The organism is Streptomyces sp. NPDC104761 (assembly GCF_055583445.1).
The window spans coordinates 148,166-164,040 of record NZ_JBVJNZ010000004.1; the positions used below are offsets into that span (position 1 = coordinate 148,166).

The 15,875-nt window shown below is 70.4% G+C and carries 11 protein-coding genes; all 11 read left to right on the plus strand.

Annotated elements, in window-relative coordinates; all coding sequences use genetic code 11:
- Window positions 1-280: 280 nt before the first annotated feature.
- Window positions 281-2,779: a SpoIIE family protein phosphatase gene (locus ACZ63F_RS13560; RefSeq protein ID WP_469710743.1), complete on the plus strand. Its 2,499-nt coding sequence runs from the start codon at window positions 281-283 to the stop codon at window positions 2,777-2,779.
- A 1-nt stretch (window position 2,780) separates the two neighbouring features.
- A complete protein-coding gene (gene folC, locus ACZ63F_RS13565) occupies window positions 2,781-4,310 on the plus strand; it encodes a bifunctional tetrahydrofolate synthase/dihydrofolate synthase (protein WP_469711379.1) in 1,530 nt (509 codons plus the stop codon).
- 2 nt (window positions 4,311-4,312) lie between these two features.
- Complete coding sequence (locus ACZ63F_RS13570) at window positions 4,313-4,669, plus strand: DUF4233 domain-containing protein (protein WP_457694382.1); 357 nt, start codon at window positions 4,313-4,315, stop codon at window positions 4,667-4,669.
- Window positions 4,670-4,787: 118 nt separating this feature from the next.
- Window positions 4,788-5,201, plus strand: coding sequence for a nucleoside-diphosphate kinase (ndk, locus tag ACZ63F_RS13575; protein WP_351493051.1), 414 nt, complete (start codon window positions 4,788-4,790; stop codon window positions 5,199-5,201).
- A 348-nt stretch (window positions 5,202-5,549) separates the two neighbouring features.
- Window positions 5,550-6,569, plus strand: a complete 1,020-nt coding sequence (locus ACZ63F_RS13580) for a rod shape-determining protein (protein ID WP_004001297.1) — start codon at window positions 5,550-5,552, stop codon at window positions 6,567-6,569.
- Window positions 6,570-6,798: 229 nt separating this feature from the next.
- Window positions 6,799-7,752, plus strand: a complete 954-nt coding sequence (gene mreC, locus ACZ63F_RS13585; RefSeq protein ID WP_352361001.1) for a rod shape-determining protein MreC — start codon at window positions 6,799-6,801, stop codon at window positions 7,750-7,752.
- Window positions 7,753-7,766: 14 nt separating this feature from the next.
- Window positions 7,767-8,444 (plus strand): rod shape-determining protein MreD, encoded by a 678-nt coding sequence (gene mreD / locus ACZ63F_RS13590; RefSeq protein WP_469710746.1) that lies wholly within the window; start codon window positions 7,767-7,769, stop codon window positions 8,442-8,444.
- A 115-nt stretch (window positions 8,445-8,559) separates the two neighbouring features.
- Window positions 8,560-10,815 carry a penicillin-binding protein 2 gene (mrdA, locus tag ACZ63F_RS13595; protein ID WP_469710748.1) on the plus strand — a complete coding sequence of 752 codons (2,256 nt, stop codon included), beginning with the start codon at window positions 8,560-8,562 and terminating at the stop codon, window positions 10,813-10,815.
- Complete coding sequence (gene rodA, locus ACZ63F_RS13600) at window positions 10,812-12,011, plus strand: rod shape-determining protein RodA (protein WP_352360995.1); 1,200 nt, start codon at window positions 10,812-10,814, stop codon at window positions 12,009-12,011. Before mrdA ends, rodA begins: the two co-directional genes overlap by 4 nt.
- A 134-nt stretch (window positions 12,012-12,145) precedes the next feature.
- Window positions 12,146-13,651, plus strand: a complete 1,506-nt coding sequence (locus tag ACZ63F_RS13605; RefSeq protein ID WP_469710750.1) for a CYTH and CHAD domain-containing protein — start codon at window positions 12,146-12,148, stop codon at window positions 13,649-13,651.
- Between the two features lie 104 nt (window positions 13,652-13,755).
- Window positions 13,756-15,738 (plus strand): TIGR03960 family B12-binding radical SAM protein, encoded by a 1,983-nt coding sequence (locus ACZ63F_RS13610; RefSeq protein WP_469710753.1) that lies wholly within the window; start codon window positions 13,756-13,758, stop codon window positions 15,736-15,738.
- The last annotated feature ends 137 nt before the right edge of the window (window positions 15,739-15,875 follow it).

Below are 15,875 nucleotides of genomic sequence, written 5' to 3' on the forward strand. Positions count from 1 at the left end.
GTCGGAGGGGAACGTCGCCGACCCCCATACCCAGTGGAAGCCCCGCCCAGAGGCGGAACCGGACCCCCCCGAGAGCGCCCCAGGCACCCCCCCCCCGCGGGCCCCCCGGACGCCTTCGGGCATGTCCGGGGCCGCTCCCGGATCGTTCCCGGCCCACTCCCGGCGCGCTCGCGGGCAGTCCGGGCCACAAAGCGCCCACCCGCCACCGCCCTACAATCCAGGAGTAGGAACATGACCGTAATGTTCCTTTTTGGTGCTCTGCGGTGGAGGGAACGCCCACATGCAGCACAGGGGTCGAACGGGGACGCCTCCGTACCGGGGACTGGTCCCCCTGGCGGCCGGCGCGGGCGGCCTGCTCGCCGTCCTCATCGGCCTCGTCTTCCTGATACTGGTCCTCGCGATCGAGGACGCCCAGCACTCCCTGCTCTCCGCACGCAGCGGGCGGCCCGCCCTGACCCAGGTCGGCGTGGTCCAGGGCACCCTCTTCGACATGGAGGGCGGTCAGCGCAGCTACGTCATCACCCACCAGGACGCGTTCCTGGAGCCCTGGCGGGCCGCCCGGGCCGCGTACCCCGCGCAGGCACAGCGGCTCGTGGACGTCAGCACGTCCCCCGTCCAGCGGCAGCTCGCCCGGCAGATCCAGCGGTCCGGTCAGTCCTTCGTCGACGACTACTCGGTCCCGCTCGTGGCCGAGGCCCGGCGCGGCGACCCCGACGCGAGCAGCACTGCGCGGACTCTGGAGGGCAAGCAGCGGCTCGACGCACTCCGGGCCCAGTTCTCCCGCTACGTCCAGACCGAGCGCGCCGCGATCAACCAGCGCGAGAACGCGCTGGAGGCCCGGATGCGCATGCTCACGATCTCCGCGTCGGTGGGCGTCGGCGCGGCGGTCCTCCTGATCATCGCCTACGGCGCCTACGTGACCCGGGTGATCGTCTGGCCGGTGCGCAGGATGGCGGGCTTCGCGACCCGGCTCGCCGCCGGTGACCTGACCGCCCGGGTGCCGCCGTCCGGACGCCGGGAGATCGGGCAGCTGGAGACCGCGTTCAACACGATGGCGGGCTCGCTGGAGAAGAGCCACCGGCGGCTGCGGCTGCTCTACGACGCCGGCACCGCCGTCGGCAACACCCTGGACGTGGGGCGGACCGCCGACGAGCTGGTGCGGGTGGCCGTCCCGCGCTTCGCCGACTTCGTCACCGTCGACCTGGAGGAGCCGGTGCTGCACGGCGGCGAGCCGACGGCCGCCGAGACCGTCCTGCGGCGCGTCGCCCGGGGCGGCGTCCGCGACGACTCCCCACTGGACCCCACCGGCACCCTGATCGCCGTGGACCCCCCGCCCGACGGCACCCGCCACGCCGACGACGCCGCGGTCCTCGTCGCCGACCTGCGGGCCACCCCCGGAGCGAGGTTTCCCGACGCGCGGCACACCGAACAGCTCCTCGACCACGGCATGCACTCGCTGATCACCGCCCCGCTGTCGGCACAGGGCGTCCCGATGGGGGTGATCGTCTTCTGGCGCGCCCTGGACTCCCCGCCGTTCGAGAAGGACGACCTGTCCGACGCCGAGGAACTGGCGGCGAAGGCCGCGACCGCCATCGACAACGCGCGCCGCTACACCCGGGAGCGTGAGACCGCGCTGGCACTCCAGCGCAGCCTGCTCCCGCACGGCCTGCCCGACTGCCCCAGCGTCGACTTCGCCTACCGCTACCTGCCCACCGGCACCCGGGCCGGCGTCGGCGGCGACTGGCTCGACGTGATCCCGCTGTCGGGCACCCGGGTGGCCCTGGTCGTCGGTGACGTCGTCGGACACGGCATCCAGGCCTCCGCCACCATGGGCCGGCTGCGCACGGCGGTCCGCACCCTCGCCGACGTCGACCTGCCCCCCGACGAACTCCTCACCCATCTGGACGACCTGGTCCTGCACCTCGACGACGGCGCCGGGGAACAGGCCGGCGAGGTGGGTTCGACCTGCCTGTACGCCGTCTACGACCCGGTCTCGCGGCACTGCTCCCTGGCCAGCGCGGGCCATCCGCTGCCCTTCGTGATCAGCCCCCAGGGGTCGGTGGAGCCGGCTCCCGGCCAGGCCGGCCCGCCGCTCGGGCTCGGCGGGCTGCCCTTCGAGACCACGAACCTGGACCTCGCCGAGGGCTCCGTCCTCGCCCTGTTCAGCAACGGCCTGGTGCACTCCCGCAGCCTCGACATGGGCCACGGCCTCGACCGGCTGCGCCGCGCGCTCACCTCCGCAGGGGACGGGGAGCCGCTGGAGGCGGCCTGCGACCGGGTGGTGGCCGCGCTGCGCACCGGCGAACCCGCCGACGACGTCACCCTGCTGCTCGCCCGCATCCGCGCCCTGCCCTGCGACCAGGTGGCCGCCTGGGAGGTCCCCGCGGACCCCGAGCAGGTGGCGGGGGCCCGGACCCTGGCCACCGGCCAGCTCGCCGCCTGGAAGCTGGACGAGCTGTCCTTCACCACCGAACTGGTGGTCAGCGAACTCGTCACGAACGCGGTCCGCTACGGCGGCGACCCGATCCAGCTGCGGCTCATCCGCGACACCAGGATGCTGATCTGCGAGGTGTCCGACGGCAGCAGCACCGCCCCGCACCTGCGGCGGGCCCGGGTCTTCGACGAGGGCGGCCGTGGCCTGCTGCTGGTGGCCCAGCTCACCCAGCGGTGGGGGACCAGGCAGACCTCCGCCGGCAAGACGATCTGGTGCGAGCAGGCGCTCCCGGTGCCCGACGCGTCCACGCGCGCGCCGGGCTCCGTAGACTGGTGCCGTGAGTGATCTGCCCCCGCGCGACCCCCATGAGAGCTTCGACGACGACTTCGAGGACGGCTCCGAGGACGGCTTCGACGAGATCGTCGCGGCCGAGACGGAACGCGACCCCGATCTCGCGGTGATCGAGGCCGGCAGCCGGACCCTGCGCACCCAGGGCGGCCCGCAGCAGCCCGACGTCCCGGGCCGTCCCGAGGACCCCGAGGTCGACGGGGCCCTGCGCGAGGTGGAGGCGGAGCTCGCCACCCGCTGGGGCGAGACCAAGCTGGAGCCGTCGGTCACCAGGATCGCCGCCCTCATGGACGTGCTGGGCGAGCCGCAGCGGTCGTACCCCTCGATCCACATCACCGGCACCAACGGCAAGACCTCCACCGCCCGCATGATCGAGGCCCTGCTCGGCGCCTTCGAACTCCGTACCGGCCGCTACACCAGCCCGCACGTGCAGTCGATCACCGAGCGCATCAGCCTCGACGGCGCCCCGATCTCCGCCGAGCGGTTCATCGAGACGTACAACGACATCAGGCCCTACGTCGAGATGGTCGACGCGCAGCAGGAGTACCGGCTCTCCTTCTTCGAGGTGCTCACCGGCATGGCGTACGCGGCCTTCGCGGACGCTCCCGTGGACGTCGCCGTCGTCGAGGTCGGCATGGGCGGCTCCTGGGACGCCACGAACGTCATCGACGGGGACGTCGCCGTCGTCACCCCCATCGACCTCGACCACACCGACCGGCTCGGGGAGACCACCGCGGAGATCGCCGGCGAGAAGTCCGGCATCATCAAGCAGGACGCCACCGTGATCCTGGCCCAGCAGCCGGTCGACGCGGCCCAGGTGCTCCTCAAGAAGGCCGTCGAGGTGGACGCCACCGTCGCCCGCGAGGGCCTGGAGTTCGGCGTCGTCGCGCGCCAGGTCGCCGTCGGCGGCCAGCTGCTCACCCTGCGCGGCCTCGGCGGCGAGTACGACGAGGTCTACCTCCCCCTGCACGGCCCCTACCAGGCCCACAACGCGGCCGTCGCCCTGGCGGCGGTGGAGGCGTTCTTCGGCGTCGGCTCCCAGCGCCCCGAGCGGCTGGACATCGACACCGTCCGCAAGGCCTTCGCGGCGGTCTCGTCCCCGGGCCGCCTCGAAGTCGTACGGCGCTCGCCCACCGTCGTCCTCGACGCCGCCCACAACCCGGCCGGCGCCCGCGCCACCGCCGAGGCCGTCGGCGAGGCCTTCGACTTCAGCCGGCTGATCGGCGTGGTCGGGGCCAGCGGCGACAAGAACGTCCGCGGCCTCCTGGAGGCCTTCGAGCCGATCTTCGCCGAGGTCGTCATCACCCAGAACTCCAGCCACCGCGCGATGGACGCGGACGAGCTGGCCGCGGTCGCCGTCGAGGTGTTCGGCGAGGACCGCGTCCAGGTCGAGCCGCGGCTGCCCGACGCCCTGGAGGCCGCGATCACGCTGGCCGAGGAGGAGGGCGAGTTCGCGGGCGGCGGCGTCCTCGTCACCGGCTCCGTCATCACCGTCGGCGAGGCCCGACTGCTCCTCGGGAGGGCCTGACCATGCGCACGCTCTGCTCGTCCACCCTGATCGGCGAGTTCTTCGTCATCGGCTTCGCCGCCCTGGTCGCCATGAAGGACCCCGGCCTCTCCACCTCCACGGTGTGGCTGGTCAGCGGCATCGCCATGGCCCTGTGCCTGGCCCTGTGCGGCGTGCTCACCCGCCCCGGCGGCGTCGCCCTCGGCTGGGCCCTGCAGATCGCCCTGATCGCGTCCGGGATCTACGTCCCGACCATGTACTTCATGGGCGCGATCTTCGCCGGCCTGTGGTGGGCGTCCGTCCACTACGGCAGAAAAATCGACGAGGCCAAGGCCCGCTTCGCGGCGCAGAGCACCCAGGACAGCCCGTCGGGTGCCTGAGGACGAAGACCGGCCGGCACCACGTCCCGGCCGGCGGCACCACACCGTGCAACGGTCGCTCAGACCAGCCCTGTAGCCTCTCCTCACCGCACCCGGCCAGTACCGAAGGAGCCCTCCCGTGACCCAGCGCACCCTCGTCCTGCTCAAGCCCGACGCCGTCCGTCGTGGCCTGACCGGCGAGATCATCAGCCGTATCGAGCGCAAGGCCGGCTGGCAGATCACCGCGCTGGAGCTGCGCACCCTGGAGCGCGCCACGCTGGAGCAGCACTACGCCGAGCACGTCGGCAAGCCGTTCTACGAGCCGCTGGTCGAGTTCATGTCCTCCGGGCCGTCCGTCGCCCTGATCGTCGAGGGCGAGCGGGTCATCGAGGGCATCCGCGCCCTGGCCGGCCCCACCGACCCGATCGCCGCCGCACCCGGCTCCATCCGCGGTGACTTCGGTGTGATCGTCCGCGAGAACCTGATCCACGCGTCCGACTCCGAGGAGTCCGCCGAGCGCGAGGTCAAGATCTTCTTCCCCGGCCGCGCGTAGCCGCCGCGGCCGTCGGGCGCCCGCAAAGGGCCCGTACGGATTTTTCGTGGAAGTTCTTGACGAGGCGTCAGTCCATTGAGCTGCACGACCTGGGACGGACCTGGGACGGCCGAGCGATTTCGGCCGTCCCTCGGCATATGCGTGCCGATCGGGGGAACGAGTGGCCCCGTCGGACCGTCTCCACAAGCGAGGCGGCCGTACACGTGCTGACAATGGCGAAGACCCTCGCGCAGTGTTCGTGCAGGCGCGTCTACGATGGAAGCCTTCACGTCACAGCACCCACTTCGCCGACCTGAAATGCCCTCAAAAGCTCCCAGGAAGGCCTGACGAATCCTGATGGGGAACTCAATGTCGTTCATCGGCCGTGACATGGCTGTCGACCTCGGGACCGCCAACACGCTGGTGTACGTCAGGGGTCGCGGGATCGTACTCAACGAGCCGTCCGTTGTCGCGATCAATACGAACACCGGTGGAATTCTCGCGGTCGGCGCGGAGGCGAAGAAGATGATCGGGCGCACGCCCGGCAACATCGTCGCCGTGCGGCCGCTGAAGGACGGCGTGATCGCCGACTTCGAGATCACCGAGCGGATGCTCCGCTACTTCATCCTCAAGATCCACAAGCGCCGGTACCTCGCGCGGCCGCGCGTGGTCGTGTGCGTGCCCTCCGGCATCACGGGTGTCGAGCGCCGTGCCGTCATCGAGGCGTCGTCGCAGGCCGGTGCCCGCCAGGTGCACATCATCGAGGAGCCCATGGCCGCCGCCATCGGCTCCGGCCTGCCCGTCCACGAGGCCACCGGCAACATGGTGGTGGACATCGGCGGCGGCACCACGGAGGTCGCGGTCATCTCGCTCGGCGGCATCGTCACCGCCCAGTCCATCCGCGTCGCGGGCGACGAACTGGACAACGCGATCATCCAGCACATCAAGAAGGAGTACTCGCTCCTCCTCGGTGAGCGGACGGCCGAACAGATCAAGATCACGATCGGTTCGGCGTACGACCTCGACTCCGACGAACACACCGAGATCCGCGGCCGGGACCTGGTCTCCGGCCTGCCCAAGACCGTCGTCATCTCGGCCGCCGAGGTCCGCAAGGCGATCGAGGAGCCGGTCAACGCGATCGTCGACGCCGTCAAGACCACCCTCGACAAGTGCCCGCCGGAGCTGTCCGGCGACATCATGGACAGGGGAATCGTTCTGACCGGCGGCGGAGCCCTGCTGCGCGGTCTGGACGAGCGGCTGCGCCGCGAGACCGGGATGCCGATCCACATCGCCGAGGACCCGCTGGACAGCGTGGCGCTCGGCTCCGGCAAGTGCGTCGAGGAGTTCGAGGCGCTCCAGCAGGTCCTGGACGCCCAGCCGCGCAGATGACGTAACTCTTCGATTCCGCCGTACGAGATGATCTCCCCTCGTGCGGCGGATCGTTGATATGGAGGCATAGGCTCGCACAGGGCGAGTTCCCCCCGCCACAAGCTTCCGCCCTCTCCCACAAGCCTCCGCCCCGCACAAACCTCCACCCCCCCACATGCCCCACCTGCTTCACAAGCATCCGCATCAAAAGCCCCGCAAGTTCCTATTGAGGAAGGCACGGCCGCCGCACGTGAGGGACACGAAAGAGAGCCGGCTGCTCCTGGTGCTACTGATCGCCATCGCGTTCGCGCTGATCACGGTGGACATCCGAGGCGGCAGGAACTCCCCGGTCGACGGCGCCCGGCAGGCCGCGGCCGCGGTCTTCGGCCCGATCGAGAACGGCATGTCGACGGTGGTGGACCCGGTCGGAAACGCCGTCTCCGCCGTCCGCGACTCCGGCGACCGGCACGACCGGCTGGCCCGGCTGGAGAAGCAGAACGCGACCCTCAAGGCGAAGCTCGGCAGCGACGACCGCAACCGCAGCCGCCTCGGCCAGCTGGAGAAGATGCTCAACGTCGCCGCCGAGGGCCAGTACGGCATCAAGGGCGCCCAGGTCATCGCCATAGGGTCGGCGCAGGGCTTCTCCTGGACCGTCACCATCGACGTCGGCTACAACGACGGCATCAAGCGGGACATGACCGTCCTCAACGGCAACGGCCTGGTCGGCCGCGTGACCACGGTCGGCCCCGACGCCTCCACCGTGCTGCTCGCCAACGACCCCGACTTCACCGTCGGCACCCGTATGGAGGGCAGCGACGAACTCGGTTTCGCCTCCGGACAGGGCGACCGCCCGCTGCGCGTCGAACTCCTCGACAGCAAGGCCGAGGTGAAGAAGGGCGACCGGCTCGTCACCTTCGGCTCCCAGGGCGACAAGCCGTTCGTGCCCGGCGTCCCGGTCGGCACGGTCACCCGCGTGGACCCGTCCAACGGCGGCCTGACCCGCACCCTGTACGTCACGCCGTTCGTGTCCTTCACCAAGCTCGACATCGTCGGTGTGGTCGTCCAGGCACCGAAGAAGGACCCGCGCGACGAGGTGCTCCCGGCCAAGCCGAAGCCGACCCCCACCCCGACGGTGACCGTCACGGTCACCCCGTCCGCGGACGCGAGCGCCAACGCGTCCGACACCACCGGCCAGCAGCAGTAGGAGCTGAGTCCCCCATGCGTGTCAACAGGATCCTGCTCTCCGCCGCCCTGGTCGTCGTCGCGCTGGTGATCCAGGTGAGCGTCCTCGCCCGCCTGCACCTGCCCGGCGCCGTGCCCGACCTCATGCTGCTCACCGTCCTCGGCCTCGCCATGGTCTACGGCCATGTGGGCGGCGCCCTCGTCGGCTTCGGCGCCGGACTCCTCGCGGACCTCGCCCCGCCCGCCGACCACGCGGCCGGCCGTTACGCCCTGGTGCTCTGCGTCGTCGGCTACTTCGCCGGGCTCATCAAGCCGGAGAACGGCCGCCTGAAGTCCGCGACCGGCCCGATGCTCGTCGTGGTCGCCGCCGCCGTCGGCTCCACCCTGCTGTACGCCGGCGTCGGCGCCCTCGTCGGCGACACCGCCGCCCGGCACGTCGGCATGACCAGCCTGCTGATCACGGCCGCCCTGTACGACCTGCTGCTCGCCCCGTTCGTGGTCCCCGGAGTCATGGCCCTGGCCCGCCGCGCCGACAACGACCCGCTCACCGAGGCCAACTCCGGCGGCAAGGCGGGCGACATCTCCGCCGGCTGGATCTCGTCCGGGACCGGCATGCGCATCGGCGGCCAGCGCAGCGGCCTGGGCGCCCTGAGGGCCAGGGCCCGCACCCGCAACGTCCGCGTCGGCCGCATCAAGGGGGTCAAGCGGCTGTGAACGCGGGTGAGTTCACCCGAACGGGTGCACGGGGGCGGAACGCGGCCTCACAGGTAGATCGTTCATCATTCGTACGCGCACGCGCATTTGTGCCGGGAGAGGGGGAGACAGCCCAGTGACCAACATTCCCGAGACCGGTCGGACCCCACGCGTCCAGATCCGTCTCGTCGTCATCCAGATCCTCGTCCTCTCCCTGCTCGGCACCCTCGGCGGCCGCCTGTGGTACCTGCAGATCCGGGAGGGCTCCGAGTACCAGAAGGAGGCCTCCGGCAACCACGTCCAGCAGGTCGTCGACCCGGCCGTGCGCGGCTCGATCCTGGACGCCCGCGGAGTCCCCCTCGCGGACAACGAGACCCGGCTGGTGGTCTCCGCCTCCCGCACCGACCTGCTCAAGCAGAAGGACGACGGCAAGGCCGTCCTGACCAAACTCGCCGGCGTGCTCGGGATGAAGCCCGAGGACGTCATGCAGAAGGTCCGCCTCTGCGACGCCAAGACCCCCCAGCCCTGCTGGAACGGCTCGCCGTACCAGCCGATCCCGATCACCGACGAGGCCACCGCCAAGCAGGCCCTGCAGATCCGCGAGCGCTCCGAGGACTTCCCCGGCATCACCGCCGAGCCCGAGGCCGTCCGCCGCTACGCGAGCCCCGGCAAGTCCAACACCGCCCAGGTCCTCGGCTACCTCTCCCCGGTCACCGACGACGAGATCCAGCAGGCGAAGGACACCTCCTCCCCGTACCTGCGCTCCGACCAGGTCGGCCGGTCCGGCCTGGAGCGCGAGTACGACAAGGAGCTGCGCGGCAAGGCCGGCGTCACCCGCTACGAGGTCGACAACCTCGGCCGCGTCATCGGCAAGGCCAAGTCCGATGCCGCCGAGCCCGGTTCCAACCTGGTCACCAGCATCGACTCCCGCGTCCAGCGGGTCGCCGAGTACGAGCTGGACACGGCGATGAAGGCAGCCCGCCAGCAGTACGACAGCATCACCCACGAGAACTACAAGGCCGACTCCGGCGCCGTCATCGTGATGGAGGCCAAGACCGGCCGGATCGTCGCCATGGCCTCCGCCCCGACCTACGACCCGAACGTGTGGGTCGGCGGCATCTCCGCCAAGGACTACAAGACCCTCACCGGCAAGGACTCCGACTACCCGCTGCTCAACAGGGCCATACAGGGTCAGGCGGCCCCCGGTTCGACGTTCAAGGTGGTCTCCACCGCGGCCGCGGTCAACGCCGGTTACGCCTGGGACGGCGGCTACCCCTGCACCAGCTCCTACTCGGTCGGAGGCCAGGTCTTCAAGAACTTCGAGGGCGAGAACTTCGGCGACATCTCGCTGGGCCGTGCCCTGGAGGTCTCCTGCGACACCGTCTTCTACGGCCTCGCCGACCGCGAGTGGAAGAAGGACGGCGGCATCAACCCCAAGCCGGGCGAGCCGAAGGACTACTTCTTCAAGACCGCCCACCAGTTCGGCCTCGGCAAGGAGACCGGCGTCGACCTGCCCAACGAGGTCTCCGGCCGCGTCCCCGACCGCCAGTGGAAGATCGACTACTGGAAGGCCAACAAGGACGCCTGGTGCAAGTCCGGGAAGAAGGACGGCACCTACGTCGAGAAGATCGAGTACGAGAACTGCCTCGAAGGCAACAAGATGCGCGAGGGCGACGAGATCAACTACTCCATCGGCCAGGGCGACACCCTCGTCACGCCGATTCAGGAGGCGATGATCTACGGGGCCGTGGCCAACGGCGGCACCGAGTACCAGCCGACCATCGGCAAGGCGATCGTCAGCGCCGACGGGAAGAGCGTCCAGGAGATCAAGCCCAAGGTGGTCCGCAAGCTGCCGGTCACCCAGGCCACCCTCAAGGGCATGGACGAGGCCTTCGCGGGCGTCATCACCCGCGGTACCGCCGCCTGGAAGTTCGGCGGCTGGCCGCAGGACAAGATCGCCCTGCACGGCAAGACCGGTACCGCCGAGGTCTACGGCAAGCAGACCACGTCCTGGCTCGCCACCTACAGCAAGGACTACACGGTCATCATGACCATCTCCCAGGCCGGTACCGGTTCCGGTGCCTCCGGTGAGGCGGTCCGCAACATCTACAGTGCGCTGTACGGCGTGGCGGCCGACGGCTCCATCGACAAGAACAAGGCGCTGCTCTACACCCCGCAGAAGGGCCTGCCGAAGGTCCGCACGGACGGCACGATCGACTCCCCGAAGGTCTCCAAGGACCCGGCGAAGGACTTCCAGGTCTTCTCCAAGCAGGGCGACAAGCCCACCGGCGACGGGCAGACCCCGGCCGCCACCACGGCCTCACCGTCCACGGGCAACCGCACCACCCGCAGACGAGCCCGCAGGCGGGGAAGCCGGAGGATGCTCACATGACCGGCGTCAACAGCTTCTCCGTCTCCGGGTACGGCCCGGCGCGGGCCGGCTGGACCCGGATCTTCGCCCGGGACTCGCTGACCCGTCGCCTGGACTGGCCGATGCTGCTGGCCGCGGTCGCCCTGTCGCTGCTCGGCTCGGTGCTGGTCTACTCGGCCACCCGCAACCGCACCGAGATCAACCAGGGCGACCAGTACTACTTCCTGGTCCGGCACCTGATGAACACCGGCATCGGGCTCGCCCTGATGATCGGCACCATCTGGGTCGGCCACCGCCAGCTCCGCAACGCCGTGCCGATCCTCTACGGCCTCTCCCTGGTCGGCATCCTCGCGGTGCTCACCCCGCTGGGCGCCACCATCAACGGCAGCCGCAACTGGATCGTCTTCGGCGGCGGCTTCTCGCTGCAGCCCGCCGAGTTCGTGAAGATCACGATCATCCTGGGCATGGCGATGATACTGGCGGCGCGGGTCGACGCCGGTGACAAGAAATACCCCGACCACCGCACCGTGCTGCAGTCCCTGGGCCTGGCCGCGGTCCCGATCCTGATCGTGCTGCTCATGCCCGACCTCGGCACGGTCCTGGTCATGGTGACGATCATCCTCGGCGTGCTGCTCGCCTCCGGCGCCTCCAACCGCTGGGTCTTCGGCCTGCTCACCGCCGGCGTGATCGGCTGCATCGCCATCTGGCAGCTGCACATCCTGGACGAGTACCAGATCGCCCGCTTCGCCGCCTTCGCCAACCCGAGCCTCGACCCGGCCGGCGTCGGCTACAACACCAACCAGGCCAGGATCGCGATCGGTTCCGGCGGCCTGACCGGCGCGGGCCTGTTCCACGGTTCGCAGACCACCGGCCAGTTCGTCCCCGAGCAGCAGACCGACTTCGTGTTCACGGTCGCGGGGGAGGAGCTGGGCTTCGTCGGCGCGGGCCTGATCATCGTGCTCCTCGGGATCATCCTGTGGCGCGCCTGCCGCATCGCCCGCGAGGCGACCGAGCTGTACGGCACGATCGTCGCGGCCGGAATCGTGGCGTGGTTCGCGTTCCAGGCGTTCGAGAACATCGGCATGACCCTCGGCATCATGCCGGTCACCGGCCTGCCCCTGCCGTTCGTGTCGTACGGCGGCTCGTCGATGTTCGCGGTGTGGGTGGCGGTGGGACTGCTCCAGTCGATCAGGGCGCAGCGGCCTATGTCGGCATAGGCGCCCGCGCCCGGGGAACCCAGGGAGGTGAACAGACCAGCCGGTCCGTTCACCTCCCGTATTCATTCGGTCTTCCTCCGATTCACCCTCTTTGGCCTCTGCCTCTGCGGCGGCCCGACCACTAGATTCAACTCATGGCGGACACGAAGCGCGAAATCGAGCGCAAGTACGAATCCGAGGACAGTGGCCTGCCCGACCTGACCGGCGTCGCAGGAGTGGCGAACATCGTCGACAAGGGCACCGCCGACCTCGACGCGACCTATTACGACACCTCCGACCTGCGCCTGGCCTCGGCCAAGGTCACCCTGCGCCGCCGCAGCGGAGGCAGCGACGCCGGCTGGCACCTCAAACTCCCCGTCGCCCCCGGCGTCCGGGACGAGATCCACGCCCCCCTCTCCGACACGCTCCCCGACGAACTCGCCGCCCTGGCCCGCTCCCGGGTCCGCGAGGGCCAGCTGGTCCCGGTGATCCGGCTGCGCACCACCCGCGACGTCCGGCACCTCGTCGACGCCGACGGCGCCCTGCTCGCCGAGGTCAGCGTGGACCGCGTCCGGGCAGACCGGCTCTTCGGCGGCGACGGCAAGGCGGAGTGGACCGAGATCGAGGTGGAACTCGCCGACGGCGGCGACCCCGCCTTCCTCGACAAGGTGGAGAAACGGCTGGGCAAGGCGGGCGTACGCCCCTCGAAGTCCCCGTCGAAAGTCGCCCGCGCCCTGGCCGAGACCAAGGGCGGCAAACCCCGCCCGCCCACGACCGGATCCGCCCCGCCCGTCACGGCGGGCGACCACGTCATGGCCTACGTCCGCGCCCAGCGCGACGCCATCGTCGAGCTCGACCCCGCCGTCCGCCTGGACACCGAGGAGGGCGTGCACGACATGCGGGTCGCCACCCGCCGGCTGCGCAGCACCTTCCGCACCTTCGGCAAGATCCTCGACCGGCAGGTCACCGACCCCGTCGCCGACGAGCTGAAATGGCTGGCCGGCGAGCTGGGCGTGGGCCGTGACCAGGAGGTCCTGGCCGAACGCCTGATGTCGGCCCTCGCCGACGTCCCCCCCACCCTCGTCCACGGCCCCGTCCACGACCGGCTCCACCACTGGGCCGAGGCGAGCCAACGCGGCTCCCGCAGCCGGCTCCTCGGCGTCCTCGACTCGGCTCGCTACCTGGCGCTCCTCGACACCCTCGACGCCCTGGCCGCCGACCCGCCCCTGCTGAAGGCGGCCGCCAAGAACCCCGAGAAGGTCCTCACCAAGGCCGTGCACAAGGACTTCGCCAAGGTCACCCGCCTGATCGAGACGGCCATGGCCGAGCCGCCCGGCCACGACCGCGACCTCGGCCTGCACGAGGCCCGCAAGAAGGCCAAGCGCACCCGCTACGCGGCCGAGGCGGCCCGCCCCGCCCTCGGCAAACGGGCCAAGACCATGGTCAAGTCCATGAAGTCCCTGCAGAGCCTGCTCGGCGAGCACCAGGACAGCGTCATGGCCCGCGAGAGGCTGCGCGAACTGGCCGCGGTGGCCCACGCCGCCGGGGAGAGCGCGTTCACGTACGGGCTGCTCCACGGCCGCGAGGAGCAGCGGGCGGCGGCGGTCGAGGCGGAGGTGCCAGGGACCTGGGCGGACATCAAGCACGGGGCACCGATGTGATCCGGGCGTACGGGGGAGTCCTCCGACCGGGTTAGGCTTGATGGTCACCCTTCCCGGCCACCGGCCGGAGGGCGCCCCCCAGCCACCACACAAAGGTCCGCGAGATGCCTGCCGAAGCCGCCGCCCGGGTCGCTGAGTCTGTGTTCCCGCAGCTCGAAGCTCTGCTCCCGCACGTGCAGAAGCCGATCCAGTACGTCGGCGGAGAGCTGAACTCCACGGTCAAGCCGTGGGAGACCTGCGACGTCCGCTGGGCGCTCATGTACCCGGACGCCTACGAGGTCGGCCTGCCCAACCAGGGCGTCATGATCCTCTACGAGGTCCTCAACGAGCAGGAGGGCGTCCTCGCCGAGCGCACCTACAGCGTGTGGCCGGACCTGGAGGCGCTGATGCGCGAGCACGGCGTCCCCCAGTTCACCGTGGACAGCCACCGCCCGGTGCAGGCCTTCGACGTGTTCGGCCTGTCCTTCTCCACCGAGCTGGGCTACACGAACATGCTCACGGCCCTGGACCTGGCCGGCATCCCCCTGGAGTCCAAGGACCGTACGACCGACGACCCGATCGTCCTCGCGGGGGGCCACGCGGCCTTCAACCCCGAACCGATCGCGGACTTCATCGACGCGGCGATCATCGGCGACGGCGAGCAGGCCGTCCTCGACATGACGAAGATCATCCGTGCGTGGAAGGCGGAGGGCCGCCCCGGCGGCCGCGAGGAGGTGCTCCTCCGCCTCGCGAAGACCGGCTCCGTCTACATCCCGGCCTTCTACGACGTCGAGTACCTCCCCGACGGCCGGATCGCCCGCGTGGTCCCCAACAGGTCGGGCGTCCCCTGGCGCGTCTCCAAGCACACGGTCATGGACCTCGACGAGTGGCCCTACCCCAAGCAGCCCCTGGTCCCGCTCGCCGAGACGGTCCACGAGCGCATGTCCGTCGAGATCTTCCGCGGCTGCACGCGCGGCTGCCGCTTCTGCCAGGCCGGCATGATCACCCGCCCGGTCCGCGAGCGCTCCATCACCGGCATCGGCGAGATGGTCGACAAGGGCCTCAAGGCGACCGGCTTCGAGGAGGTCGGACTGCTCTCGTTGTCGAGCGCGGACCACTCGGAGATCGGCGACATCGCCAAGGGCCTGGCCGACCGCTACGAGGAGGACAAGATCGGCCTGTCCCTCCCCTCCACCCGCGTCGACGCCTTCAACATCGACCTCGCCAACGAACTGACCCGCAACGGCCGCCGCTCCGGCCTCACCTTCGCCCCCGAGGGCGGCTCGGAACGCATCCGCAAGGTCATCAACAAAATGGTCTCCGAGGACGACCTCATCCGCACCGTCTCCACGGCCTACGGCAACGGCTGGCGCCAGGTGAAGCTGTACTTCATGTGCGGCCTGCCCACCGAGACCGACGACGACGTCCTCCAGATCGCCGACATGGCGACCAAGGTCATCGCCAAGGGCCGCGAGGTCTCCCGCTCCAACGACATCCGCTGCACCGTCTCCATCGGCGGCTTCGTCCCCAAGCCCCACACCCCCTTCCAGTGGGCCCCGCAGCTCTCGGCCGAGGAGACGGACGCCCGCCTGGAGAAGCTCCGCGACAAGATCCGCGGCGACAAGAAGTACGGCCGCTCGATCGGGTTCCGCTACCACGACGGCAAGCCGGGCATCGTGGAAGGCCTGTTGTCGAGGGGCGACCGCCGCATCGGCGCCGTCATCCGCGCCGTCTACGAGGACGGCGGCCGCTTCGACGGCTGGCGCGAGCACTTCTCCTACGACCGCTGGATGGCCTGCGCCGACAAGGCCCTCGCCCCCCTCGGCGTCGACGTGGACTGGTACACCACCCGCGAGCGCACCTACGAGGAGGTCCTCCCCTGGGACCACCTCGACTCGGGCCTCGACAAGGACTGGCTCTGGGAGGACTGGCAGGACGCCCTCGACGAGACGGAGGTCGAGGACTGCCGCTGGACCCCGTGCTTCGACTGCGGCGTGTGCCCGCAGATGGATACGGCCATACAAATCGGCCCGACCGGTAAGAAGCTGCTGCCTCTTACGGTCAAGAACGCGGGTCCGTCGCCGGCTTCGAGCGGTCACACGCACTGAGGTGAGCGAGGCACTCGATCGGGTGGTTGAGGCGCTGGCGGGGGTGAGCGAGGAGGAGGTGGTTGCGGCGTTGGCTGCGGTGAGCCTTCCACGTCCTCGCCCGCCGGCGCCGTCGGCTCCCTCCGGGACGCCGGACC